This is a genomic window from Thermobifida sp., from assembly GCF_017577275.1.
GTDB classification, from domain to species: domain Bacteria; phylum Actinomycetota; class Actinomycetes; order Streptosporangiales; family Streptosporangiaceae; genus Thermobifida; species Thermobifida fusca.
Map to the genome: position 1 here is coordinate 1 of NZ_PITY01000036.1, position 23,430 is coordinate 23,430.

Genomic DNA, 23,430 nt, shown 5'->3' on the forward strand with positions numbered 1-23,430 from the left:
CCGCGTGCCCCCCGACGCAGTGGCAGGGATCATCGCCCTGCTCTACACCCGGTCCACGCCACCGCCCACCCGCCACCACACCCCGGCCGAGCCCAGCCCGGCACCGTCCTGGAAGGCCCGGCGCCCCGCCCCCTGGGCCCCGCCCGGCCAGCACTGAGAGGAGCACACGTTGGACGCTTCCGTCATCGTCGTGGGCGCCGGCCCCACCGGACTCATGCTCGCCGGTGAGCTGCGGCTCGCCGGAGTGGACGTCATCGTCCTGGAACGCCTCACCGAACCCACCGGACAGTCCCGCGGACTCGGATTCACCGCCCGAACCCTCGAAGTCTTCCACCAGCGCGGACTCATGGAACGGTTCGGCGAGGTCACCACCTCCTCCGCCGGCCACTTCGGTGGACTGCCCCTCGACTTCTCCATCCTCGACGGCATCCACTTCTCCGCCAACAGCGTCCCCCAGTGGGTCACCGAGCGCATCCTCGCCGAATGGGCCGTGGAACTGGGGGCGGACATCCGCCGCGGCCACGAAGTCGTCAAAGTCGCCGACACCAACGACGCGGTCGAAGTCCTCGCCCAGACTGCCGACGGCGACGTCACCCTGCGGGCCGCCTACCTCGTGGGCTGCGACGGAGGACACAGCACCGTGCGCCGCCTCGCGGGATTCGACTTCCCAGGGGCGGAGCCGACGATGGAGATGTTCCTCGCCGATATCGTCGGCGCCGACCTGCCGCCCCGCCCCATCGGGGTGCGCACCCCCGGCGGCATGGTGATGAACGCGCCGATCGGCTCCGGCATCGACCGCATCATCGTCTGCGAACGGGGGCACACCCCGGGCCCGCGCAGCGCTCCGCCGCCCTTCTCCGAGATCAGCGCTGCCTGGCAGCGCCTCACCGGAGAGGACATCAGCACCGCCACCCCGCTGTGGACCAGCTCGTTCACTGACGCAGCACGCCAAGTCACCGAATACCGCAGAGGCCGGGTGTTCCTCGCCGGAGACGCCGCCCACGTCCACCTGCCCGCAGGAGGACAAGGGCTCAACGTGGGCGTCCAAGACGCCGTCAACCTCGGATGGAAGCTCGGCTCCGTGCTCCGCGGCACCGCCCCCGAACACCTCCTGGACACCTACCACGCCGAACGCCACCCCGTCGGCGCCCGCGTGCTGATGAACACCCAGGCCCAAGGACTGCTCTACCTCAAAGGAACCGAGGTCGAGCCGCTCCGGGAGCTCTTCGCGGAGCTCATGACCTACGACGAAGTCAACCGCCACCTGGCCGCCATGGTCAGCGGGCTCGACATCCGCTACGAGGGCGGCCCCGAAGACCACCCCCTCCTCGGCCGACGCCTCCCGCCCCGCGACCTTCTCGTGGACGGAAACCCCACCACCACCCACCGGCTCCTCCACGCCGCCCGCGGCGTCCTCCTCGACCTGGCGGACTCCCCCGACCACCAGCACACCGCGCAGCGGTGGCGCGACCGGGTGGACGTGGTCACCGCGCGCCTCGCCCCCGACAGCCAAGGACTCGAAGGAGCCCGGACCCTCCTCATCCGCCCAGACGGATACATCGCCTGGACCGACCCCGGCCGGGAAGCGCTCGCCGACGCACTCCACCGCTGGTTCGGCGACCCCGCCTAACCCACCCCCCAATCCGCGCACCGCGAAAGGACCGCACCATGCACAGCACCCTCATCGTCGGCCGGATGCGTCCGGAAGACCAAGACGACGTCGCCCGCCTCTTCGCGGCCTTCGACGCAACAGAAATGCCCCACCTGATGGGCACCCTGCGCCGGGAACTCTTCACCTACCGGGGGCTGTACTTCCACCTCCAGAACTTCGCCACCCCCGACGGCGCCGCCAACATCGCGAAAGCCCGGTCCCATCCGCTCTTCCAGCAGATCAGCAACGACCTCAGGCCTTTCATCACCGCCTACGACCCGGACACGTGGCGTTCCCCGCGGACGCTGTCGCCACCCGCTTCTACCACTGGTCCGCCTCCTCCTGAGCACGAGGCCCCCACACAGCCCGGCGAACAGCACGAGGAGCAGCATGACACGACGCGTAGTCATCACCGGCATCGGGGTGATCGCACCCGGCGGGATAGGCACGCAGGCCTTCTGGAACCTGCTGACCGAAGGCAGGACAGCGACCCGCCCCATCTCCCTGTTCGACGCGAGCGTCTTCCGGTCCCGGATCGCCGCCGAAGTCGACTTCCACCCCGAAGAGCACGGACTCACCGCCCAGCAGGCCCGCACCATGGACCGGGCCGCCCAGTTCGCTGTCGTCGCCACCCGCGAAGCCATGGCGGACAGCGGCCTGACCATCGACCGCCCAGACCGGGTCGGCGTGGTCGTAGGCAGCGCCGTCGGCGCATCCACCAGCCTGGAAAACCAGTACCGGCTGTCCAGCGACGACGGACAGCTTGACCCCGTCCGCTACGACCCCGCGGTCACCGACCTCTACCGGCACTTCGTGCCCAGCTCGTTCACTACCGACGTGGCCTGGGAGGTAGGGGCGGAAGGACCAGCCACCGTGGTGTCCACCGGGTGCACCTCTGGACTGGACTCGGTGGGCTATGCCGCCGACCTGGTCCGAGAAGGCATCGTCGACGCCGTCGTCGTCGGCAGCACCGACGCCCCCCTCACCCCCATCACCTCGGCCTGCTTCGACGCGATCAAGGCGACCTCACCCCGCAACGACACCCCCGCCACCGCGTCCCGCCCGTTCGACCGCACCCGCAACGGCTTCGTCCTCGGTGAAGGATGCGCCATGTTCGTCATCGAGGAACGCGAGCACGCCCGGGCCCGCGGCGCCCGCATATACGGCGAACTCGCAGGCTACGCCACCCGGTCCAACGCCTACCACATGACCGGGCTCCGCGCGGACGGCCACGAAATGGCGGAAGCCATCCGGGTCGCGCTGCACGAGGCACGCGTCAACCCCGACGACATCGACTACATCAACGCGCACGGCTCAGGCACCAAACAGAACGACCGCCACGAGACCGCCGCCTTCAAAAAAGCCCTCGGCAGCCACGCCTACCGGACACCGGTCAGCTCCATCAAGTCCATGATCGGCCACTCCCTCGGCGCGATCGGCTCCATCGAAATCGCCGCCTGCCTCTTGGCCATGCGGGACAACATCGTGCCGCCGACAGCCAACCTGACCGAACCCGACCCCGAGTGCGACCTCGACTATGTGCCAATCACCGCGCGTGAGCACCGAGTCGACACGGTGCTCACGGTAGGCAGCGGCTTCGGCGGCTTCCAAAGCGCGATGGTCCTCACCACAGCGGACAGGAGGCTCCCATGACCACCACAGTGGTGACCGGACTCGGAGTGATCGCCCCCACCGGCCTCGGCGTCGACGACTACTGGAAGGCCACCCTGGAAGGCCGCAACGGCATCGCGCCGATCACCAAGTTCGACGCGAGCGGATACCCCAGTTCGCTCGCGGGGCAAGTCGTCGGATTCCACGCCGCCGACCACCTGCCCGGCCGTCTCCTGCCGCAGACCGACCACATGACCAGAATGGCGCTCGCCGCCGCCCAGTGGGCATGGGACGACGCGGGCCTGGACCCCGCCCAGTTGCCGGAGTTCTCCGCCGGAGTGGTGACGGCCAGCTCCTCAGGCGGCTACGAGTTCGGTGAACGGGAACTCCGCAACCTGTGGGCCAAAGGCGCCAGCTACGTCAGCGCCTACCAGTCGTTCGCCTGGTTCTACGCGGTCAACACCGGTCAGATCTCCATCCGCCACCAGATGCGCGGCCCCACGGGAGTCCTCGTCTCCGACCAGGCCGGGGGAGCAGACGCGATCGCCCACGCCCGCCGGCAGATCCGCAAAGGCGCCCGTGTCATGCTCGCCGGGGGTGTCGACAGCTCCCTGTGCTCCTGGGGGTGGATCGCCCACCTCGCTTCGGGACGGGTCAGCACCGCGGACGACCCCCGCCGCGCCTACCTCCCGTTCTCTGCCGACGCCCGAGGGCACGTGCCCGGGGAAGGCGGAGCACTGCTGGTACTCGAAGAGGAAACCGCAGCCCGGGCCCGCGGCGCCCGCATCTACGGGGTTGTCGCGGGCCACGCCGCCACGCTCGACCCTCCTCCCGGAAGCGGCCGTCCCAGCACCCTGGAAGCGGCCCTGCGCGGCGCCCTCGCCGACGCGGACGTCCACCCCGACGAAGTCGACGTGGTCTTCTGCGACGGCGCCGCCATCCCGGAACTCGACCGGATCGAAGCCGCAGCCATCAACGCCGTCTTCGGGGAAGGGGCCGTCCCCGTCACCGTTCCCAAGACCATGACCGGACGCCTCTTCTCCGGGGCGGTCGCGCTCGACGCTGCCGCAGCCCTCCTCAGCATCCGCGACGGCGTCATCCCACCCACCATCAACGCCACCGCCGCCCCCGACCTCGGGCTGGACCTGGTCACCGAAACCCCTCGGAGCCTGCCCGTCCGCATCGCCCTGATCGTCGCCCGCGGAATCGGCGGCTTCAACTCCGCCCTCGTCCTCCGCGCGGCCTAACCCTGCCCGCCCGGATGCTCCGGGCCGTTCCCGAAGGAGACACCCATGTCCACAACCGAGTTCACCCTTGCTGACCTGTGCCGCATCCTCACCGAGGCCGCAGGAGCCGACGGAAGCACAGCCATCAGCGACGACGCCCTGGACACGGAATTCGAAGAACTGGGCTACGACTCCCTCGCCCTGATGGAAACCGGGGCGCGCATCGAACGGGCCTACGGAATCCGCATCGCTGAAGAAGACCTCGCCGCGGCACTCACCCCGCGGGCGCTCATCGACCTCGTCAACCGCATGACGGCCGCCGCCTGACCCTGATCGTTCTCGGAGGATTCAACGTGACATCCACACCTCGAACCGCGATCGTCACCGGAGCCACCAGCGGCATCGGGCTCGCTGTGGCCCGAGAACTGGCCAACCGGGGCCACCGTGTCTTCATCTGCGCCCGCAACGGGGAACGGGTAGCGGAAACCGCCAAACAACTCTCCGACAACGGGAATCTCCCCGTCGACGGCCAAGCCTGCGACGTCCGCTCCCTCGACGACATCCGGGCCATGGTCCGCGCCGCGGTCGAACGCTTCGGCACCATCGGCATCCTCGTCAACAACGCGGGACGCGGGGGAGGCGGGGTCACCGCCGACATCCCCGACGACCTGTGGGACGACGTCCTCGCCACCAACCTCACCAGTGTGTTCCGCGTAACCCGGGAAGTGCTCACCACCGGCGGAATGCGCGAAGCCTCCTGGGGACGCATCATCAACATCGCCTCGACCGCCGGCAAGCAAGGAGTGGTCCTGGGCGCGCCCTACTCCGCTTCCAAACACGGCGTCGTCGGATTCACCAAAGCCCTCGGCAACGAACTCGCGCCCACCGGGATCACCGTCAACGCCGTATGCCCCGGCTACGTGGAAACCCCCATGGCGGAAGCGGTTCGGCAGCGCTACGCCCAAGCCTGGCAGATCAGCGAGGACGAAGTCCTCGCGAAATTCCAAGCCAAAATCCCGCTCGGCCGCTACTCCACCCCCGAAGAAGTGGCCGGACTGGTCGGCTACCTCACCACCGAGACCGCAGCGTCGATCACTTCACAGGCACTCAACGTCTGCGGCGGCCTCGGCAACTTCTGACCACCACAGAGAGGACAGACACCATGCAGCCGACCGGATCCCGGGAAGACCGCCACACCATTGTCGTGCAGGCCCCCGCAGCCCGGGTCTACGAGCTCATCGCCGACGTCGAACAGTGGCCGCAGCTCTTCCCACCGACCATCCACGCCGAACGGATCGAACACTCCGGAAACCAGGAACGCATCCGCATCTGGGCGACCGCCAACGGCGACGTCAAAGGGTGGACGTCGCGCCGGACTCTCGACCCCGCCGCGCGGCGGATCGACTTCCGCCAGGAAGTCTCCGCACCCCCCGTCGCCGCCATGGGCGGATCTTGGATCCTCGAGCCCTTGGACGAGCACAGTTGCCGGGTCGTGCTCCTCCACGACTACCGGGCCGTCGACGACGACCCGGAGAAACTGGAGTGGATCAGCCAAGCCGTCGACCGCAACAGCACCGCGGAACTCGCCGCCCTCAAAACCGGGGTCGAAACCCTCGCCAGCGGCGACGACCGACTGCTCAGCTTCGAAGACAGCGTCCGCGTCCACGGGTCAGCCAAGGACCTCTTCGACTTCATCAACCGGGCCGACCTGTGGGCCGAACGCCTGCCCCACGTGGCCCGGGTGGAACTCACTGAAGACACCCCCGGCCTGCAGATCCTCGAAATGGACACCCGCAGCACCGACGGCACCACCCACACCACCCGGTCGGTGCGGGTCTGCCTCGACAACCAGCGCATCGTCTACAAACAGCTCGTCCTGCCCGCCCTGCTGTCCCTGCACACCGGGCGCTGGACCTTCGTCGAGGACGGCGACAGCACCATCGCCACCTCGCAGCACACCGTGGTGATCAACACCGACCGCATCACCGACGTGCTCGGAGCAGGAGCCGACCTGGCTCAGGCCCGGAAAGCAGTCCGGGAAGCGCTAGGCGCCAACAGCCGAGCCACTCTCGGACTGGCCAAGGCCTACGCCGAGGAACGCCGCTGAGCCGCGACCACTCGGACAGGGGACGGGACTGACACATGAGATCCACGCAGGTACTCGTAGTGGGGGCCGGGCCCGTAGGCCTGGCTCTCGCCGGCGAACTCCGCCTCGGCGGAGCCCAGGTCGAGGTGGTGGAGCAGCGCGCAACACCCATGACCGAGTCCCGCGCATCCACGGTGCACGCGCTGAGCGCGGAACTGCTCGACCAGCGCGGCCTGCTGACCGCGCTTGGTCCCCCCGACCCCGTGCGCACCGGGCACTTCGCGGGACTTCCCCTCGACCTCGGCGACGTGCCCTCGCCCCGGGCCGGCGTGTGGAAGGTCCCGCAGACCAGGCTCGAAGCGGTCCTCACCGGGTGGGTCCACGGCCTCGGGGCCGTAGTGCGCCGGGGCACCGCGCTGCGCAGCCTCCGCCAAGACGCGGACGGGGTGGAAGCCCGCCTCGAAGGCCCGTCCGGTCCGGAGACCGTGCGCGCCGACTATGTGGTGGGCTGCGACGGCCAAGACAGCACGGTGGCCCGAGTCGGCGGGTTCGACCTGGCCGGCACCGGACCCCAACGCCACCTGCTCCGCGCCGACCTCACCGGTGTCGACGTCCCCACGCGACGGTTCGAACGGCATCCCCGCGGCCTCGCCGTCTCAGCCACCGACCCCAGCGGCCTCACCCGCATCATGGTCCACCGCCGCAACTGGGGGCCCGCCAACGACGCCGGGCCCCCAGCCCTCGACGACATCATCGACGCCTGGCACGACGTCACCGGGGACGACCTGTCCGGAGCCCGCGTGGTGTGGGCCGACAGGTTCGACGACACGTGCCTGCACGCCACCCGCTACCGCAACGGGCGGATCCTCCTGGCAGGGGACGCCGCGCACCGGCAGATGCCCGTGGGCGGCCAAGCGCTCAACCTCGGCCTGCACGACGCCTTCAACCTCGGCTGGAAACTGGCGGCGCACGTGACCGGACGGGCCCCCGACTGGCTCCTCGACAGCTACGACGAGGAACGCAGACCCGAAGCGGCACGCACCCTCGCCCTCATCAGAGCGCAAACCCTGCTCCTGCTCGGCGGCCCCGAAGTGGAACCGCTGCGCACCCTCCTCGCGGAACTCATGGCATACCCGGCGGTACGCCGACAGCTCGCCCTGCGGATCAGCGGACTCCACATCCGCTACGGTTCGCCCACCCCTCCAGACCCGGCAGTCGGCCGCCGACTCCCACCCGACCTGCTCGGCCCCGCCGACCAGGAACGCCTGCGCACCCTGCTGGCGACCGGGCGGGGCGTGCTGCTCGACCGGGGCAAAGCAGGCTGGCTGCTGCTGCGCCCCGACGGGTACACGGCGGCCGCCGGAACAGCCGACACCGATCCAGCACCGGAACTCGCCCGGTGGTTCCCCGCCGACCCCCGCCCCGTCCCCACCCTCACCACCGGCCAGGAGGACTCCCATGGGCAGATGTGACGGAAAAGTCGCGCTCGTCACCGGAGCCGACCGAGGCATCGGAAAAGCCATCGCCCACCGGCTGGCCCAGGAAGGAGCGACCGTCGCCGTCCACTACGGGTTCAGCGCGGACCAAGCCGACCAAGTCGTCCACGAGATCACGGAGCGGGGAGGGACAGCCGTCGCCGTCCACACCCTCTTCGGCAGGCCGGACGACGGGGAACGCCTCCGCTCCGCCCTGACCGAACAGCTCGCCACAGTCCTCGGCGCAGCAACCGCCCCACGAGTAGACATCCTGGTCAACAACGCCGCCACCGAGGTGACCGCCCCGCCCTCCGACCTCGACCCGGCCGACGTCGACCACCTCATGCGGGTCAACGCCCAAGCACCCCTCCACATCGTGCGCGCCTTGGAACCCCTCATCCCCGACGGGGGCCGGATCATCAACATCTCCAGCGGACTCACCCGGTTCGCCAACCCGCCCGAAGTCGCCAACGCGATGGCTAAAGCCGCCTTGGAGATGGTCACTCTCCACTTCGCGAAACACCTCGGCCCGCGCGGCATCACCGTCAACACCGTCGCCCCCGGAGTCGTAGACACCGGGCATCCGGGACTAGCCGACCCCGCCGTCCGCCGCTCCCTCTCCCAGCTCTCCGTCTTCGGACGGCTCGCCACCCCCGCCGACATCGCACCGATCGTGGCCTTCCTGGCTTCCCCCGAAGCCGGATGGATCACCGGCGCCTGGATCGACGCCACCGGAGGCTCCCTTCTCTGACTCCGCATCCCTGCCCAACCACGCAGAAAGGCACCCGATGACGACCCTCGCCCCCTCCACCGACCTCGACTTCTACTCCGAAGAAGTCATCCTCAACCCGTACGACACCTACCGCAGGCTCCGCGACACCGCCCCCGCAGTGTGGCTGGAGCGCTACCAGGTGTGGGCCGTCACCCGCTACGACGACGTCTACGCGGCCCTCCACGACCACCGCACCTTCGCCTCCGGCTACGGTGTGGCGCTCAACGACCCCCTCAACGAGAAAATGAAGGGCAGCGCCCTCGTCAGCGACCCGCCCTACCACGACCATGTGCGCGGCGTGATGGGCGGCCCCCTCACCCCCAGGGCACTCCGCAAACACCACGACTACTTCCAGGAGCGCGCCGACGCCCTCATCGACCACCTCCTGGAACTCGGCCGTTTCGACGGGGTCCGCGACTTCGCCCAGATCTTCCCGCTGTCCGTCGTCCCCGACCTCCTCGGCTGGCCCGCTGAAGGACGCGAACACTTCCTCGACTGGGCCTCCGCCGGATTCCAAGCCCTCGGCCCCATGAACGAACGGGCGCTGCGCGACCTGCCCACGCTCAAAGGCATGTGGGAGTACATGGCCGAGATCGTCCGCCCAGGACGGCTCGCCCCTGGAAGCTGGGGCGCCGCCCTGGTCGAAGCCGCAGAGAAAGGAGAAGTCGACAAGCAGCTCCTCCCCGCACTCATCGGCGACTACCTGGTGCCGTCCCTCGACACCACCGTCTCCGCCCTGTCCACCATGCTGTGGCAGCTCGGCGAAAACCCCGACCAGTGGCGCATGGTCCGAGAAGACCCCTCCCTCATCCCCAACGTCCTCAACGAGTCCATCCGCTACGAAGCCCCCATCCGCGCCCTGTCCAGATACGTCACCGAAGACACCGAGATCGGCGGCATCCCCCTCGCCCGCGGCAGCCGGGCACTCATGGTCTACGCCTCAGCTAACCGGGACGAACGCCACTGGAAAGACCCCGACACCTTCGACGTCACCCGCAGCAACGCCAACACCCACGTCGGGTTCGGCCACGGCATCCACGGATGCGTCGGACAAGGACTGGCCCGCCTCGAAGGCCACTCCCTCCTCAACGCCCTCGTGCGCAAAGTCGCCCGCATCGAAGTGGGACAGCCCACGTGGCGGGTCCACAACACGATTCGCGCCATGACGACCCTGCCCGTCGAGTTTTCCGCCTGACCTGGCCGATGACGCGGAAAGGAGACCGATGGACATCCACGTCGACTACGCCCGGTGTGAAGGACACGGGCTGTGCGAGGAAGTGGCCTCCTCGCTCTTCCGCCTCGACGACGAAGGCGAACTGGTCACCCTCTTCGACGGGGAACGAGTGCCCGAAGGCTACGAGGACGACGCGATGCGCGCAGTCCGCGCCTGCCCGGTCAGCGCTCTGAGGGCACAATGACCGCGCCCGCCCGCACCAGACGGCTTGTCGTCGTCGGGGCGTCGCTGGCGGGACTGCGCGTAGTGGAGGGGGCCAGGGACGCCGGATTCGACGGCGAGCTGACCCTGATCGGCGACGAACCCGTGGCCCCCTACGACCGCACCGTGCTGTCCACCCGCTTCCTGGAAGACCGCGAAGAACCGCAGACACCGGTGTACCGCCCGGCCGACGACCTGCGCCGCGACTTGGACGTCGACCTGCGCCTGGGGGTGGCCGCCCACACGCTCGACCCCCGGTCCCGGACCGTCCACGCGGGAGGCCACACCATCCCCTACGACGCGCTCGTCATCGCCACCGGGGTGCGGCCCCGCACCCCCGGCTGGGCCGCCAACCTCGCCGGAGTGCACCTGCTGCGCACGGTCGCTGACGCCAGGGCGCTGCGGAAATCCTTGGCCCGTTCCCGCCGCGTCGTGGTCGTCGGCGGAGGCTTCATCGGTTCCGAGGTTGCCTCCAGCGCGCGAACCCTGGGCCTGCACGTCACCATCGTCGAAGCCAGGGACGTCCCCTTCGCCGCAGCATTGGGGGAGACAGCCGGACGCCTCTGCGCCGCCCTGCACCGCGCCCACGGCACCGAACTCCGCTGCGGGGTGACCGTCACCGCGCTCGACGGGACAGGACGCGTCGAGAAAGTCCTGCTCTCCGACGGATCTGTCCTCAAAGCCGACACGGTCGTCGTCGGCGTGGGCTCCCACCCCAACACGGAGTGGCTGAAAGGCTCAGGTGTCGCGTGCACCGACGGAGTGGAATGCGACGCCGCGCTGCGCACCACCGTGCCCGGGGTGTACGCGGTGGGGGACGTTGCCCGCTGGTTCAACCCGTGGCTGGGCAGGAAAGTCCGCGTCGAACACTGGACGAACGCGGCCCACCAGGCAGCCGCCGTCGCCCGCGGGATCGCCACCGGCCAACCGGACACCCCCCACGCGTCCATCCCCTACTTCTGGAGCGACTGGTACGGCCGGCGGATCCAGTTCATCGGAGAGCCGACCGCCGACGAGACCGCCGTCGTCGGCGACCCCGCCCGGGGAGAGTTCGCCTGCCTCTACCGCACAGGCGAGCGGATCACCGGGGCCCTCACCGTGGGCGGCAAAGGCGCCATCGCCAGATACCGCACCGCCATCCGCCGACGCGCTGCCTGGCAGGACGTCCTCCACACCGCCCTGGACCGCGCGAAGACCGTGCAGACAGGAGGAACACGTGCGTAGAGTCCTGATCGCCAACCGTGGAGAGATCGCGGTGCGGATCGCCCACGCGTGTCGGGAGGCAGGACTGGTCAGCATCGCCGTGTACGCTGACGCGGACCGGGACGCCCTGCACGTCCGCGCCGCCGACGAAGCCTACGCGCTGCACGGCGAGACCGCAGCCGACACCTACCTCAACATCAGCAAACTCCTTGCCGTAGCCGCCGCCAGCAAAGCAGATGCAGTCCACCCCGGGTACGGGTTCCTCGCCGAGAACGCCGCGTTCGCCCAGGCTGTGCGCGAGGCCGGACTCACCTGGATCGGTCCGAGCGCCGAAACGATCGCACTGCTCGCCGACAAGGTCGCCGCACGCCGCATCGCCTGCGACGTGGGAGTCCCCGTCATGCCGGGAACCGGTCGGCCCGTGACCACAGCAGCAGAAGTCGCCGACTTCGCCCGCAGCCACGGATACCCGGTCGCGGTCAAAGCCGCCCACGGGGGCGGCGGCCGCGGGATGCGCATCGTCCACGACACCCGGCAGATTCCCGAGCTGCTGGAAGCAGCGGTACGCGAAGCCGCCAGCGCCTTCGGCCGCGGAGACTGCTTCGTGGAACGCTACGTGGCCCGCCCGCGCCACGTAGAAACCCAGTGCCTGGCCGACGCGCACGGCAATGTCGCCGTCCTGTCCACCCGAGACTGCTCGATCCAACGCCGCCACCAGAAGCTCGTGGAGGAAGCCCCGGCGCCGGGGCTCACCCCGCACCAGTGGGAGCTCCTCCGCGAAGGGTCCGCAGCCATCCTCCGCACAACCGGATACGTGGGTGCCGCCACATGCGAGTTCCTCCTGGCGGAGGACGGCACCCTGTCCTTCCTCGAAGTCAACACCCGACTGCAGGTGGAGCACCCCGTCACCGAAGAAGTCACCGGGGTCGACCTCGTCCAGGAAATGCTCCGGATCGCCGACGGGCAGCGGCTGGAACGCACCGACTTCCCGGTGCACGGCCATGCCGTGGAGTTCCGCATCACCGCGGAAGACCCCCACCGCGGCTTCGCCCCGGTCGCGGGCCGTCTCGACCAGCTCGTCTTTCCCACCGGACCGGGAATCCGAGTGGATACCGGATACCAGCAGGGCGACACCGTCCCCCCGCACTTCGACTCGCTCATCGCGAAACTCATCGTCCGAGGGGACACTCGCGCACACGCCCTCGCCCGGGCACGGCGCGCCCTCGCCGACGTCACGGTCGCCGGCGTCCCCACCCTCCTCCCGTTCCACCGGGCCCTGCTGGACACCCCGGAATTCACGGCGGACGTGCCACGCATCCACACCCGCTGGGTGGAAACCAGCTTCCCTTTCCACCTGCTTGAAGAACTACCCCGGGGCACGGCACCCGCGCAGGCGCCCCCCAGCGAATCCCGCGAACGGGTCCTGGTCGAGGTCAACGGCCAGCGGTTCGAAGTCAGCGTGCCCACGGCACGGTCCACCACCGCTGTCCTCCCTCGCCCGCGCCGAGCAGCGAGGACCAGCCCGCCCCCGCGCGGCGGGTCCCGCGCCGGAACCGCGGTAACCGCGCCCACCCCCGCAACCGTGGTGAAGGTCGTCGTCGCCGACGGGGACGCTGTACAGCCGGGAGACACCCTCCTCCTCGTGGAAGCGATGAAAATGGAGCAGCCCATCACCGCCCACCGCGCCGGGATCGTCCGCGGGCTCGCCGTGGAAGCCGGCACACCGGTCGCGCAAGGAGACCTCGTGTGCGAGATCGTGGACGCGCCGGAGGCAGACCGGTGAGCACGGGGATCAGCATCGCCGCCAGCGCATCGTGGCTGCCGCGCCGCGTGCGGACCAAGGATGCCGAAGCCCGCGGAGAATGCCCGCCGGGCACGGAAGAACAGCTCGGCGTGGAATCCGTGACCGTGTCCGACGGGCTGTCCGGACCGGAGATGGCAGCCCGCGCCGCCCGGATCGTCATGGCGCGCTCCGGCGCCTCCCCCAGCGACATCCGGCTGGTCCTCCACGCCAGCATCTACTACCAGGGCCAAGAACTGTGGGCCCCCGCCTCCTACGTGCAGCGGGCCGCCGTAGGCAACGACTGCCCCGCCTTCTGGCTGGGCCAAGTGTCCAACGGCGGCATGGGGGCCATGGACCTCGCAGCCACCCACCTCGCAGCCGCCCCGGAATCCTCCAGCGTGCTCATCACCACCGGCGACCGCTTCTCCCCGCCGGGCTTCGACCGGTGGAACAGCGATCCCGGCACCGTCTACGCCGACGGGGGCACTGCCCTGCTCCTCACCCGGGGACGCGGGTTCGCCCGACTGCTCAGCATCGCGTCGACCTCGCGTCCCGAACTGGAGGCCATGCACCGCGGCACGGCACCCTTCGGCACGGTCCCTTTCACCTACCGGGACCGGGTCGACCTGGGCGCCTGCAAAGACGAGTTCATCGCGGAGGCCGGACGCTCCTTCACCCTCGCGCAGATGGCGGACGGGCAGCGCCAAGCGGTGAAGGATGCGCTGGCCCGCTCAGGCACCGAACTGGCCGACATCGACTGGTTCGTCCTTCCCCACCTGGGGCGACGGCGGCTGTCCGCCACTTTTTTCGTCCCCTTCGGAATCGACCCGGAGCGTTCGACCTGGCGTTGGGGCCGAACCGTGGGGCACCTCGGCGCAGGAGACCAGTTCTCCGGACTCACCTATCTGGTGGAAAGCGGGGCAGCCCAGCCTGGGCAGCGGATCCTCATGGCCGGGGTAGGCGCCGGGTTCAGTTGGACGTGCGCGGTGGTCGAGATCGAAGACCGTCCCCCGTGGGCGGTAGCGGCCTGATCCGGGGCACCGCAAAAAAGAACGGAGCAGAACCATGAAACTCATCGTGTTCGGCGCCACCGGGCGGACGGGAACCCACCTGGTGCACCAGGCGCTGGAACGAGGGCACCAGGTGACGGCAGTAGCCCGAGACCCCTCCCGAATCTCCCTGGAACACGAAGCCTTGACCACGGTCAAAGCGGACGTGACGTCGGTCGAGGCACTGCGCCCCCTGCTCTACGGACAGGACGCGGTGCTGTCCGCGCTCGGCGCGCGCCGCAACCGGGAAGCGGGGATCGTCGCCCAGGCAAGCCGGGCGGTGGTGAGCGCCATGAAGGAGAGCGGAACCCGCAGAATCCTGGTGGTGAGCGCGGCCCCGGTCGGACCGTCCCCCAAGGGAGAGAAGTTCGCTATCCGCTTCCTCCTCACCCCCCTGGTCCGTCTCGCCTTCGCCCCCCAGTACGCCGACCTGGCAGAAATGGAGGAAGAACTCGCGGCCTCAGGGCTGGATTGGACGGTGGTGCGTCCGCCGCGGCTGCTGGACGGGCCCGGCACCGGCACCTATCGGAGCGCGCTGGGATCGAACGTGCCCAACGGCACTTCGATCACCCGCGCTGATCTTGCCCGCGCCCTGCTGGACATGCTGACCAACGACGCCACGGTGGGCCAGGTCGTGGGGGTGGCGCAGTGAACCAGCATGTCCTCGCACCCCCTGTGGCGCTGCTCCTTCCCGGGCAAGGCGCCCAATACCGGAGGATGGGGGCGGCGCTCCACGGATACGACCGGGTGTTCACCGAGGTGATGGACGAGTTCCTGGAGCTGCTCGGCGCGGACGGGGAGCGGCTGCGGGAACTGTGGCTGACCGGCGAGCCCGCCGACGGTGTCCACGACGGCCTCAACGCCCAGCCCTTACTGTTCGGGGTGGCCTACGCGGCAGCGAAAAGCCTGGAGCACCGGGGCCTGCGACCAGCCGTCCTGCTCGGCCACAGCATCGGCGAATTGTGTGCGGCAACCCTCGCCGGCGTGTGGGATCTTCCCGCGGCCGCCCGGATCCTTGCGGCCCGCTCCTCGTCCCTGGGGAAGGCGCCCCGTGGCGGCATGCTGGCGGTGGCGGCAGCCCCTGACACCGTTGAACCGCTCATCCCCGCCGAGTGCGCCCGTGCGGGGGTGGCCGTCGGCGCCGTCAACGGGGCCGCCCAGACGGTCCTGGCCGGTCCGGAGGCTGAGCTCGCCGCCACCGACGCGGTCCTCAAAGCCAAAGGGATGACGACGCGTGCGGTCAGAACCGCACAGCCGTTCCACTCGCCTGCCATGGCTGAAGCGGCACGCGTGTTCCAGGAGGCTATCGCCGCCGAGCAGCGCAACAGTCCCGCGATTCCCCTCGTCTCCTCGCTGACCGCAGAACCGGTCACTGAACAACAGGCGCTCGACCCCGGATTCTGGGCGTCGCAGATGTCGCGGCCTGTCCTGTTTTGGCCGGCGTTGCAGGCGCTCGACCGGCGCGGCGCACACACCTATGTGGAAGTCGGACCGGGCAAGGGCCTTGCCGCCGCGGCACGGCGGCTGCCTACCGTGCTGGAGGGGAGCAGCCGGGTCGTCTCCACGCTTCCTTCGGAACGCGGGGACACGGTCGCCACATGGGAGTCCGCGCTGGCTGCGCTAGCGTCAGCCGGGCACCTAGCCGGGTGAGCATCGGAACAGGTCAAGTTCTGTCCTGCTTTTCTTCTGTGCTGTCTGTGCCCTCCTCGACGGCGATGAGGGCACGGATAGCGGGAGCAGCCACTCGGAGCACATCGTCCAGTTCCGCTTCGGCCAGGCCGGGAATGCGCAGCAGATAGCGGCCGCTGGCGATTCCCATCATCATGGCGGCGAAGAGTCCGGCCCGCAGCTCAGGGTCGGGTCCTTTCATGTGCTTCATCACCCGTTCCACGGAATGCGTGGTGATATGCGAGCGCAGCAGGTCAGCCGCCTCCTTGTTGGTCATGCTCACCCGCAGCAGCACCGCCATGGGACTGTGGGGGTCCCTCGCCCAAGCGGAGAGCATGGAACGCAAATAGTTCTCGGCAGACTGGTCGGGGGCGTCCGCGGTGAGTTCGTCGATGGGGATCGTCCAGTACACGCATTCGCGGAAAAGCTGCTCTTTGCTGCCGAAATACTTGATGACCGAGGATTTGTCGGAGTTCGCCTCCGCGGCGATCATGCGGAGTGTCGCCTTCTCGTAGCCGACCTCGGCGAAACACTTCCGCGCCGCGGCCAGGATCCGCCGCCGGGCGCGCAGCCCTTTGGCCGTCCACGGGCGCTTGTCAGGTGAGTCCGGTGAAGCAAGGGGATCGTGGTCCCATGACACCTGGCCAGTCATTGCGCTACCGCCTTCCGTTCTTGGAGTGTGCCTGTCCCACCTAGATACCGGTACGCGTCCTTGCAGGCCCCTGCAAGGACGCGCCGCAGGTCTTCTCCCAGGTCAGGCCTTTCTGTCCGGTCGGGCGGCGGGGCCTGGTGTGGTCATCAGGGACGCGACGAGGAGCAGGGCAAGGGCGTAAAGGCCGGCACCGACGAGGAAAGCCCAGCCGAAGCCGTGGGTGAGTGCCTCGGATGCCTGCACGACCAGAGCGATCTCTCCCTGCTGTCGCCCCTGCTGGAGAAGAGCAGTGGCGTCGGGGAGGAGCGAGTGCGTTCCGGTCAGGGCCACGGTGCTCAGCACTGCTAGGCCGAGGGCCCCGCCGACCTGCATGCCGGCGTTGAGGATACCTGAGGCGATACCCGACTGGCCGGGCTCGACGCCGCTCAACGCCCCCAAGGTGAGGGGGACGACGCTCAGTCCGAGTCCGACACTGGTGAGGACCATCGCCGGCATGAGGTGCAGCAGGTAGGAGGAACTGGGGGAGATCTGGGAGAAGACCACCATGCCGAGGGTGGCGGCAGCCAGGCCGGGCACGATCACGGTGCGGGGGGAGAACCGGCCGAGCAGCCGGGGGCCGAGGATGCCCGAGGCCACGCCCATGCCGGTCGCGAAGGGAAGGTACGCCAGGCCGGTGGTCATCGCATCCCAGCCCTGTACCTGCTGCATGAAGAGCGTGAGGAAGTAGTAGGTGGCGAACATGCCGCCGCCCACCAGCAGCATCGTGGCGTAGGCGGCTCCCCGGTTGCGGTCGCGGAGCAGACCCAAGGGCATCATCGGGTGCGGGCTGCGCGACTGGATGACGAGGAAGCAGGACAGGAGCAGCAGAGCGGCAAGGCCCGCGCCGAGGGTCACCGGGTCGGACCAGCCCGCATCCCCGCCGCGGACGATGGCGTAGACGAGGACGAGAAGCCCGAGGCTGCCGGTGAGCGCGCCGGGAAGGTCAAGCCGTCCCCGGACCCGGGAGCCTTCCACCAGGACTCCGGTCCCGGCCAGGACGGCCAGGCAGATGGGGATGTTGACGAATAGCACCCAGCGCCAGTTGAGGAATTCGGTCAGGAGGCCGCCGAGCAGCAGGCCGATGATCGAGCCGAGGCCGGACATCGCCCCGTACACGCCCATGGCCCGGTTGCGGCTGGGGCCTTCCGCAAAGGTGGTGGCGATCAGGGAGAGGGCCGTGGGCGCGGCAATAGCGGCGGCGACCCCCTGGCAGGCGCGGGCGGCGATGAGAACCGTTTCCTGGGTGGCAAGCCCGCCGGCAAGGGAGGCAGCAGCGAAGAGGGCTAGCGAGAAACGGAAGACCCTCCGCCGCCCCCAAAGGTCACCGATCCTCCCGCCGAGCAGCAGGAGGCCGCCGAAGGTCAGGGCGTAGGCGTTGACTACCCAGGACAGTCGCCCGGCCGGGATGTCGAGCGCGGTCTGCACGCTCGGCAGCGCAATGTTCATGATCGTGCCGTCCAGCACGAGCATGAGCTGCGTGGCCGCGATGAGGGTGAGAGCGATGCCGGTACGAGGCGTCTGCTGCGGACCGGCCTGCTCAGGGGCGCTTTGTGTGGACTGTGAGTGCGGCGTGGTGACCATAAAAGACTCCAGGCGTCAGGGAAGGCCGCCATGAAAAAGCGGACAGTCGGTATGCAAAAAAGCGTACAAGAGGTTGTTTTTTGGTGCCAGGCTTTCTAGCATCAACCCGTCGGCGAAAGTCGCCGCACCCTTTCCGAAGGGATGCACGATGCCCTCTGCCGCAGACCGACGCCCCCAATCGAACAGCTCACCGCCCTCGCTTCCGCTACCGCAGCCCAAACTGACCTGGATCGACGCGTACCCCCCGAGACCATCGACCTCCTCACCGACGCCGGCTTCTTCCGCTGGTCAGTGCCGGCCGACTACGGCGGAGCCGCAGGTTCCTTCACCGACCTGGCCCGCCACGTGGTCCACCTGTCCCGGCACTGCCCCTCCACCGGGTGGCTCGCCTCGCTCTTCGGGCACTCCGGCCGCTACGTCGCCTGCCTGCCTGAAGAAGGCCGGAAAGAAGTGTGGGGCAGCAGCCCCGACGTCCGGATCGTCAGCGTCGTCAAACCGCTCGGCCGCGCCACCCGCGTAGCGGGCGGCTGGCGCCTGAGCGGCCGGTGGACCTACGCCAGCGGGGTGGAGTACTCCGACTGGGCCCTCCTCGCCGGGCCCGCGCAAGGACCCGGATCCGACGGCGGCCCACCGCGCTTCTTCGCTGTCCCGCGCAGCGACTACACCTACGAGGACACGTGGCACACCCTGGGCATGCGCGGGACGGGAAGCCACGACATCGTCATCGACGACGCCTTCGTCCCCGACCACCGCACCTGTCTTCGCGAAGACGCCATGCAAGGGCGCACCGCGGAAGGGGACCGCCGCTACGCACCCACCCTGGCCGTCAACGGCCTCACCTTCGTCACCCCCGCGCTGGGGGCTGCGCTCGGCGCACTCGACGCGGCCCTGCCCCTGCTCAAAGGCCCCGCAGCCGGCCCCCGGGCAGCCTCACACCAGGCGTACCAGATCGCCTACGCCCGCGCCGCGGGACAGATCGACGCGGCACGTCTCCTTCTGGACCGGGTCGCCGAAACCGCAGACGCAGGCCGGTTCACCCCCGAACTCGTGCAGCGGAGCAGGCGAGACTCCGCCCTCGCCCTGGAAATGCTGACCTCTGCCGTCGACGCGCTCGCCCGCACCGGCGGTACCCGCGGACAGGCCGACAGCCACCCCTTGCAGAGGTACTGGCGCGACGTCCGGTCCGTGTCCGGACACGCGGTCATGCAGTTCGAACAGGCCGGTCTCGCCTACACGCAGAGCCTTCTTGCCGCAGGCTGACCCCCCTTTTCCAGCACGGGGCCGCCGCACCACAACAGCAGCATGCGGGAAGAGCGGCCCCCGTTGACGGTGCGATGAACCCACAAGGAAAGGCAGAGAGACCATGATTTTGGTGACCGGGGCGACCGGGCATGTAGGACGGCCGCTCACCCAGATGCTGGTCGACGCCGGGGCCCAGGTGCGGGCGGTGAGCCGGACCCCGGAGAAGGCGGCCCTGCCGCCTTCCGTCGAAGTTGTGCCGAATACCGACCCGCCGCTGGACGGTGTGGAAGCAGTCTTCATCAACCTCGCTGCCCTCCCGGAAGGACCGGAGAAAATCGTGGCCCGCGCCAAAGAGGCGGGGGTGCGACGCCTGGTCGGCCTCTCGTCCTACTCCGTCCTCGACGACAATCCCCGCAACGCGATCGCTGTCCGCCACCGGGAGCTCGAACGGGTCGTCGTGGACAGCGGCCTGGAATGGGTGCTGCTCCGCCCTGCGGGCGGGTTCGCCACGACCGCCCTGGAATGGCGGGACCAGATCCGCGAGCGCGGCGTGGTCCGCGGGCCGTTCGCCCGAGTCCACTCCGCCCCCCTCCACGAAAAAGACATCGCCGAGGTGGCGGCTCTTGCCCTGCTCACCGACAAGCTGCTCGGCACCCGGCCCATGTTCAGCGGCCCCGAGTCGGTGACCTATGAGGAGCGGGCACGCCTGATCGGGGAAGCCCTGGGCCGCGAGATCGTCTTCGAAGAGATCTCCGCGGAAGAGGCCGTGGAGGAGTGGGTGCGCGCAGGAATCCCTCTCGGAGCGGCCCGGGCGCGGATCCACATGTTCGCGCAGCTTGTCGACCGCCCCCACGAGATCTCCCTGCTGGAACCCATCACGGGTAAACGGGGCCGGACCTTCGCCCAGTGGGCGATCGACCACGTCGGTGATTTCAGGTGATCTCCCGGACAGGTCGGCCCACCGCGGGGCATGCCGAGGGGAGCAGACGCGAGCCTCCCCTTCGTCTCGTAGTGGTGGTGGCGAGCGCGCGCAAAGGCAGAAACGGCGGGTGCGTCGCACAGTGGTTCCTGGAGCAGACCACAGGGCGGTCCGAGCTGGAGGTCGACACGGTGGACACCGCGGTCTTCCCGCTGCCGCCTGAACCGCACCGCGACCCCGACCCCACAACAGTCCAAGTGCTCTCTCGGCTGACTCCACGGCTGCGCCGCGCAGACATGTTCGTGTTCGTCGTCCCCGAATACAACCGCAGCTTTCCCGCTTCCGTGAAGTCGCTGATCGACTGGCACACCGCAGAGTGGGAGGCCAAGCCCGTGGGTTTCGTCTCCTACGGGGGCAGGTCTGGCGGGCTGCGCGCGGTGGAGCACTTGGGACAGGTCTTCACGGAACTCCACGCCGTCACTGTCCGGAACACCGTGAGCTTCCACAGTGTCGAGGAGCAGTTCGACTCGGAGGGACGCCCCAAGTCCCCCGAGGCTTGTGCAGTCGCGGCTCAGAACCTGCTCGACCAGCTCGTGTGGTGGGGGAGGGCGCTGCGTCGCGCTAGGGAAGAGAGCCCTTACCGGGGATCCGCCCGCGATATCCGCTCACAGATGATTGAGGAACCCCAATATGTCCGATAACGCCAAGGTTCGGTTTGGCGACAAGCTCGTTCAGGTGCACAACGAGCTGCGCTCGTGGATTCGCGCCATCCAAGAAGAGATCGAGGAATTCCTCGACGAGCGCGACAAGCTGGACTCGGGAGAGAAAACCGTCCCGACCCTGGCGTACCAGTTGCGTAAGAATTGCCTCGACTTCTGCCACCAGTTGCACGGACACCACGTCACTGAAGACGAGCGGTTCTTTCCCGCGTTGGAGGAGCAGTTCCCGGAGCTTCGTCCGCAACTAGAACGGATGAGGCAGGAGCACACGGTCGTCGCCGATCTGATCTCTCGAATTAGGGCGACTGTTTCCGAGGCGGGCGACGGAGATGCCGAGAAAACGAAGAAGGAGTTGGCGTCGCTCGTAGCACTCCTGGAGGACCATCTGGACTACGAGGAGAAATACATCGTTGAAGCGATGAACAACCTTCCCTCCACCGTCTGACGACCTGCTGGGGCCGTCAAGCATCAGTAAGGGGTGCAGCTCAGCGTCCGCGCGTCCGCGCAGGCGCTGAGCTTTTCTATTCCGTTGGGGGAGAGGCCAGGAAACGGTGGGGAAGGTACACAGAAAGGCTGTAGTCGAGCGGAAGAGAGCTCGATAGAAGACGGTGTTTTCAGTGCGCGCTGCAGGTTGCTAAACATCATCGACCATTGGTCAGATTCTTGGAACTAATATCATCCACACCTGTCTGATGTTCCGACGTCCGGATCTGGTCTTCTTTCGGAAGAGCTCTGGTTTTTATTGTCTTCTTACGGTCGCTTCCCTAGCGCGCGGATAATGACCCCTTCTGGGCTTTGATTCCTCGATAGGCGCGCGAAAGATCGAGCTATTTTATCGTTCAGCCAACGTGTGTGATTTATGTCACATTTGGACTCTTCGTGATCAGGATAAGATTTCAAAAGTCCCATATATGAGTTTGGTCATCGTTTGGGTTAGTTGCGAACTTTTGAGTTGAATTTCTTGGTGTACCTCGTCCGCATTCCCTTTGTCAAGAGTGCTCTGATCCGAGGTTGTTGTGCGCGTATTGCTAGTGGACAGTGATCAGGAAATGGTAAGAGCGGTATCGAAAGATCTGCAGGAGGCCGGCTTCGACGTGCGAGCCGCTGCCACGGGAGCGGGAGCACTGGCCCGCCACAGGGAAGCCGACGTCGTCCTCTTGGAGGTCTCCCTTCCCGATCTCGACGGATTCCAGGTCTGCCAGAGGATCCGCTCTCGCTCTTCCGTGCCCATCATTTTCCACAGCGTCAAGGCCACCGAGCGGGACCGCGTGCTTGGACTGAAACTCGGCGCCGACGACTACGTGGTCAAACCCTGCGGCACCTGGGAACTGGCCGCCCGAGTAGAAGCAGTGCTCCGCAGAGCAAGGGTCGCGGAAGTCCGGATTCCCCGGCAGGACCGGGGAGGCGTTGCCGTTGTGGGACCACTGCGCGTCGACCTCAACCAGCGCCAGGTCGAAGTCGGGGGCAGAAAAGTACCGCTGACCTACAAGGAATTCGAGCTGTTACGAGTCTTGATTGAACGCCCTGGGCACGTCGTCAGCCGGGCAGAGATTATGCACAAGGTATGGGGCTACACCCCGGAAAGCGATACGAGGACCCTCGGCGTGCACATGGTCTCCCTGCGAAGAAAGCTCGCGCTGCCGTCGCTGATCGAGACAGTGCGCGGCGTGGGCTACCGGATCACCAGCGAGTTCGCGGCCGGATAGCCGACACACCCCCACCGAGCCCTACCCCTCCGCAGCGTGAAAGCCGGGCGAGCCTCCCCAAGCTTCGGAAGAGCGGTCCAGCGGATCAGCGCAGAGCCCATCGAAAAGCTCTTCCCGCCAGGCAGGGAGTGCTGAGCACACCAGGGGCAGACCCGGCAGATTCCCGAAGCACCCAGGCACGCGGCCATAGCGGAACGCACCGGCGACCAGAACAGGAGAACACGAGAGTGCCGAGCCGAGTCCGCCCCCAGACTGAAGGGGAACAGCAACGATTCCATGCGGTCCCACACCACGTTCTTCCGGCAGTTTCGATCGGACGCGCCGCGAGTGGACCGAGTATTGAGGAATCCTGCGAAGCTGCGAGACCGGGAGCAGCAGCCTCGTGACCCTCTGGCGTCCGTCTGGCGACGTGCGCGAGCGTAGCCGGGGCATCCGGTGGACACGGGCCGGGCAGCAGGGACGACAACGGGACGGCGGGCACCATGCACCGCGCTGATGGCCGCACCAGCGTAGGGTGCTCTCCACGGCAGCAGGTGCCCTCCGGCAGCACCAGGGCGGCCCAGGGCACAAGACCGACGTCTCAGAGTCACTGGTGTTCCAGGGCAGCGGAGTC

The 23,430-nt window shown here is 68.3% G+C and carries 22 protein-coding genes and 1 pseudogene; 21 read left to right on the plus strand and 2 right to left on the minus strand.

Annotated features, from left to right (window positions below):
• Positions 1–169: 169 nt before the first annotated feature.
• From CW348_RS15665 to CW348_RS15740, 16 genes and pseudogenes are all read left to right on the plus strand, one after another.
• Positions 170–1,630, plus strand: a complete 1,461-nt coding sequence (locus CW348_RS15665; RefSeq protein ID WP_011291663.1) for an FAD-dependent monooxygenase — start codon at positions 170–172, stop codon at positions 1,628–1,630.
• A 65-nt stretch (positions 1,631–1,695) separates the two neighbouring features.
• Positions 1,696–1,893 (plus strand): annotated as a pseudogene (locus CW348_RS15670) (TcmI family type II polyketide cyclase); the annotation flags it as partial.
• Positions 1,894–2,041: 148 nt separating this feature from the next.
• A complete protein-coding gene (locus tag CW348_RS15675) occupies positions 2,042–3,304 on the plus strand; it encodes a beta-ketoacyl synthase (RefSeq protein ID WP_104613092.1) in 1,263 nt (420 codons plus the stop codon).
• Positions 3,301–4,509: a ketosynthase chain-length factor gene (locus CW348_RS15680; RefSeq protein WP_011291666.1), complete on the plus strand. Its 1,209-nt coding sequence runs from the start codon at positions 3,301–3,303 to the stop codon at positions 4,507–4,509. The genes CW348_RS15675 and CW348_RS15680 overlap by 4 nt, the downstream gene beginning before the upstream one ends.
• Positions 4,510–4,554: 45 nt before the next feature.
• Positions 4,555–4,815: an acyl carrier protein gene (locus tag CW348_RS15685; RefSeq protein ID WP_011291667.1), complete on the plus strand. Its 261-nt coding sequence runs from the start codon at positions 4,555–4,557 to the stop codon at positions 4,813–4,815.
• 26 nt (positions 4,816–4,841) lie between these two features.
• Positions 4,842–5,627: a 3-oxoacyl-ACP reductase FabG gene (fabG, locus tag CW348_RS15690; RefSeq protein WP_011291668.1), complete on the plus strand. Its 786-nt coding sequence runs from the start codon at positions 4,842–4,844 to the stop codon at positions 5,625–5,627.
• A gap of 23 nt (positions 5,628–5,650) precedes the next feature.
• Positions 5,651–6,595: an aromatase/cyclase gene (locus CW348_RS15695; protein WP_011291669.1), complete on the plus strand. Its 945-nt coding sequence runs from the start codon at positions 5,651–5,653 to the stop codon at positions 6,593–6,595.
• A gap of 35 nt (positions 6,596–6,630) precedes the next feature.
• Positions 6,631–8,046 carry an FAD-dependent monooxygenase gene (locus CW348_RS15700; RefSeq protein WP_038043592.1) on the plus strand — a complete coding sequence of 472 codons (1,416 nt, stop codon included), beginning with the start codon at positions 6,631–6,633 and terminating at the stop codon, positions 8,044–8,046.
• A complete protein-coding gene (locus tag CW348_RS15705; protein WP_011291671.1) occupies positions 8,033–8,800 on the plus strand; it encodes an SDR family NAD(P)-dependent oxidoreductase in 768 nt (255 codons plus the stop codon). Before CW348_RS15700 ends, CW348_RS15705 begins: the two co-directional genes overlap by 14 nt.
• A gap of 37 nt (positions 8,801–8,837) precedes the next feature.
• Complete coding sequence (locus CW348_RS15710; protein WP_016188547.1) at positions 8,838–10,016, plus strand: cytochrome P450; 1,179 nt, start codon at positions 8,838–8,840, stop codon at positions 10,014–10,016.
• A gap of 28 nt (positions 10,017–10,044) precedes the next feature.
• A complete protein-coding gene (locus tag CW348_RS15715) occupies positions 10,045–10,239 on the plus strand; it encodes a ferredoxin (RefSeq protein WP_011291673.1) in 195 nt (64 codons plus the stop codon).
• The gene (locus CW348_RS15720) at positions 10,236–11,480 is read left to right on the plus strand and encodes an NAD(P)/FAD-dependent oxidoreductase (RefSeq protein WP_061783558.1); all 1,245 of its coding nucleotides are present in this window, start codon (positions 10,236–10,238) and stop codon (positions 11,478–11,480) included. The genes CW348_RS15715 and CW348_RS15720 overlap by 4 nt, the downstream gene beginning before the upstream one ends.
• On the plus strand, positions 11,473–13,242 hold the full coding sequence (locus CW348_RS15725; RefSeq protein ID WP_104613090.1) for a biotin carboxylase N-terminal domain-containing protein: 1,770 nt from the start codon (positions 11,473–11,475) through the stop codon (positions 13,240–13,242). The genes CW348_RS15720 and CW348_RS15725 overlap by 8 nt, the downstream gene beginning before the upstream one ends.
• On the plus strand, positions 13,206–14,273 hold the full coding sequence (locus CW348_RS15730) for a ketoacyl-ACP synthase III family protein (RefSeq protein ID WP_196794329.1): 1,068 nt from the start codon (positions 13,206–13,208) through the stop codon (positions 14,271–14,273). The genes CW348_RS15725 and CW348_RS15730 overlap by 37 nt, the downstream gene beginning before the upstream one ends.
• Positions 14,274–14,307: 34 nt before the next feature.
• Positions 14,308–14,943: an NAD(P)-dependent oxidoreductase gene (locus CW348_RS15735; RefSeq protein WP_011291677.1), complete on the plus strand. Its 636-nt coding sequence runs from the start codon at positions 14,308–14,310 to the stop codon at positions 14,941–14,943.
• Positions 14,940–15,941 carry an acyltransferase domain-containing protein gene (locus tag CW348_RS15740; RefSeq protein ID WP_011291678.1) on the plus strand — a complete coding sequence of 334 codons (1,002 nt, stop codon included), beginning with the start codon at positions 14,940–14,942 and terminating at the stop codon, positions 15,939–15,941. Before CW348_RS15735 ends, CW348_RS15740 begins: the two co-directional genes overlap by 4 nt.
• Positions 15,942–15,954: 13 nt before the next feature.
• Here the strand turns inward: CW348_RS15740 and CW348_RS15745 are convergent, their stop codons facing one another.
• Both CW348_RS15745 and CW348_RS15750 read right to left on the minus strand, forming a co-directional pair.
• The gene (locus CW348_RS15745) at positions 15,955–16,611 is read right to left on the minus strand and encodes a TetR family transcriptional regulator (RefSeq protein WP_011291679.1); all 657 of its coding nucleotides are present in this window, start codon (positions 16,609–16,611) and stop codon (positions 15,955–15,957) included.
• Between the two features lie 102 nt (positions 16,612–16,713).
• Positions 16,714–18,231, minus strand: coding sequence for an MFS transporter (locus tag CW348_RS15750; protein WP_193587126.1), 1,518 nt, complete (start codon positions 18,229–18,231; stop codon positions 16,714–16,716).
• A 141-nt stretch (positions 18,232–18,372) separates the two neighbouring features.
• Here CW348_RS15750 and CW348_RS15755 point away from each other — a divergent pair, with 141 nt between their 5' ends.
• The 5 genes from CW348_RS15755 (at position 18,373) to CW348_RS15775 (ending at position 22,817) form a co-directional block, all read left to right on the plus strand.
• Positions 18,373–19,491 (plus strand): acyl-CoA dehydrogenase family protein, encoded by a 1,119-nt coding sequence (locus CW348_RS15755; protein WP_287464200.1) that lies wholly within the window; start codon positions 18,373–18,375, stop codon positions 19,489–19,491.
• Positions 19,492–19,594: 103 nt separating this feature from the next.
• Positions 19,595–20,413 (plus strand): SDR family oxidoreductase, encoded by an 819-nt coding sequence (locus CW348_RS15760; protein ID WP_287464202.1) that lies wholly within the window; start codon positions 19,595–19,597, stop codon positions 20,411–20,413.
• Positions 20,414–20,487: 74 nt separating this feature from the next.
• Positions 20,488–21,093 carry an NADPH-dependent FMN reductase gene (locus CW348_RS15765; RefSeq protein WP_227480850.1) on the plus strand — a complete coding sequence of 202 codons (606 nt, stop codon included), beginning with the start codon at positions 20,488–20,490 and terminating at the stop codon, positions 21,091–21,093.
• Positions 21,083–21,556 carry a hemerythrin domain-containing protein gene (locus CW348_RS15770; RefSeq protein WP_011291684.1) on the plus strand — a complete coding sequence of 158 codons (474 nt, stop codon included), beginning with the start codon at positions 21,083–21,085 and terminating at the stop codon, positions 21,554–21,556. Before CW348_RS15765 ends, CW348_RS15770 begins: the two co-directional genes overlap by 11 nt.
• Positions 21,557–22,142: 586 nt before the next feature.
• On the plus strand, positions 22,143–22,817 hold the full coding sequence (locus CW348_RS15775) for a winged helix-turn-helix domain-containing protein (RefSeq protein WP_227480851.1): 675 nt from the start codon (positions 22,143–22,145) through the stop codon (positions 22,815–22,817).
• Positions 22,818–23,430 lie beyond the last annotated feature (613 nt).

Excerpts from the sequence above, each read along its gene's own strand:
- CW348_RS15770 (WP_011291684.1), top strand. The coding sequence starts at position 21,083 with ATGTCCGATAACGCCAAGGTTCGGTTTGGCGACAAGCTCGTTCAGGTG.
- CW348_RS15735 (WP_011291677.1), top strand. The coding sequence starts at position 14,308 with ATGAAACTCATCGTGTTCGGCGCCACCGGGCGGACGGGAACCCACCTG.
- CW348_RS15710 (WP_016188547.1), top strand. The coding sequence starts at position 8,838 with ATGACGACCCTCGCCCCCTCCACCGACCTCGACTTCTACTCCGAAGAA.
- CW348_RS15745 (WP_011291679.1), bottom strand. The coding sequence starts at position 16,611 with ATGACTGGCCAGGTGTCATGGGACCACGATCCCCTTGCTTCACCGGAC.
- CW348_RS15760 (WP_287464202.1), top strand. The coding sequence starts at position 19,595 with ATGATTTTGGTGACCGGGGCGACCGGGCATGTAGGACGGCCGCTCACC.
- CW348_RS15700 (WP_038043592.1), top strand. The coding sequence starts at position 6,631 with ATGAGATCCACGCAGGTACTCGTAGTGGGGGCCGGGCCCGTAGGCCTG.
- CW348_RS15755 (WP_287464200.1), top strand. The coding sequence starts at position 18,373 with ATGCACGATGCCCTCTGCCGCAGACCGACGCCCCCAATCGAACAGCTC.
- CW348_RS15720 (WP_061783558.1), top strand. The coding sequence starts at position 10,236 with ATGACCGCGCCCGCCCGCACCAGACGGCTTGTCGTCGTCGGGGCGTCG.
- CW348_RS15750 (WP_193587126.1), bottom strand. The coding sequence starts at position 18,231 with ATGGTCACCACGCCGCACTCACAGTCCACACAAAGCGCCCCTGAGCAG.
- CW348_RS15680 (WP_011291666.1), top strand. The coding sequence starts at position 3,301 with ATGACCACCACAGTGGTGACCGGACTCGGAGTGATCGCCCCCACCGGC.
- CW348_RS15705 (WP_011291671.1), top strand. The coding sequence starts at position 8,033 with ATGGGCAGATGTGACGGAAAAGTCGCGCTCGTCACCGGAGCCGACCGA.
- CW348_RS15675 (WP_104613092.1), top strand. The coding sequence starts at position 2,042 with ATGACACGACGCGTAGTCATCACCGGCATCGGGGTGATCGCACCCGGC.
- CW348_RS15715 (WP_011291673.1), top strand. The coding sequence starts at position 10,045 with ATGGACATCCACGTCGACTACGCCCGGTGTGAAGGACACGGGCTGTGC.
- CW348_RS15695 (WP_011291669.1), top strand. The coding sequence starts at position 5,651 with ATGCAGCCGACCGGATCCCGGGAAGACCGCCACACCATTGTCGTGCAG.
- CW348_RS15685 (WP_011291667.1), top strand. The coding sequence starts at position 4,555 with ATGTCCACAACCGAGTTCACCCTTGCTGACCTGTGCCGCATCCTCACC.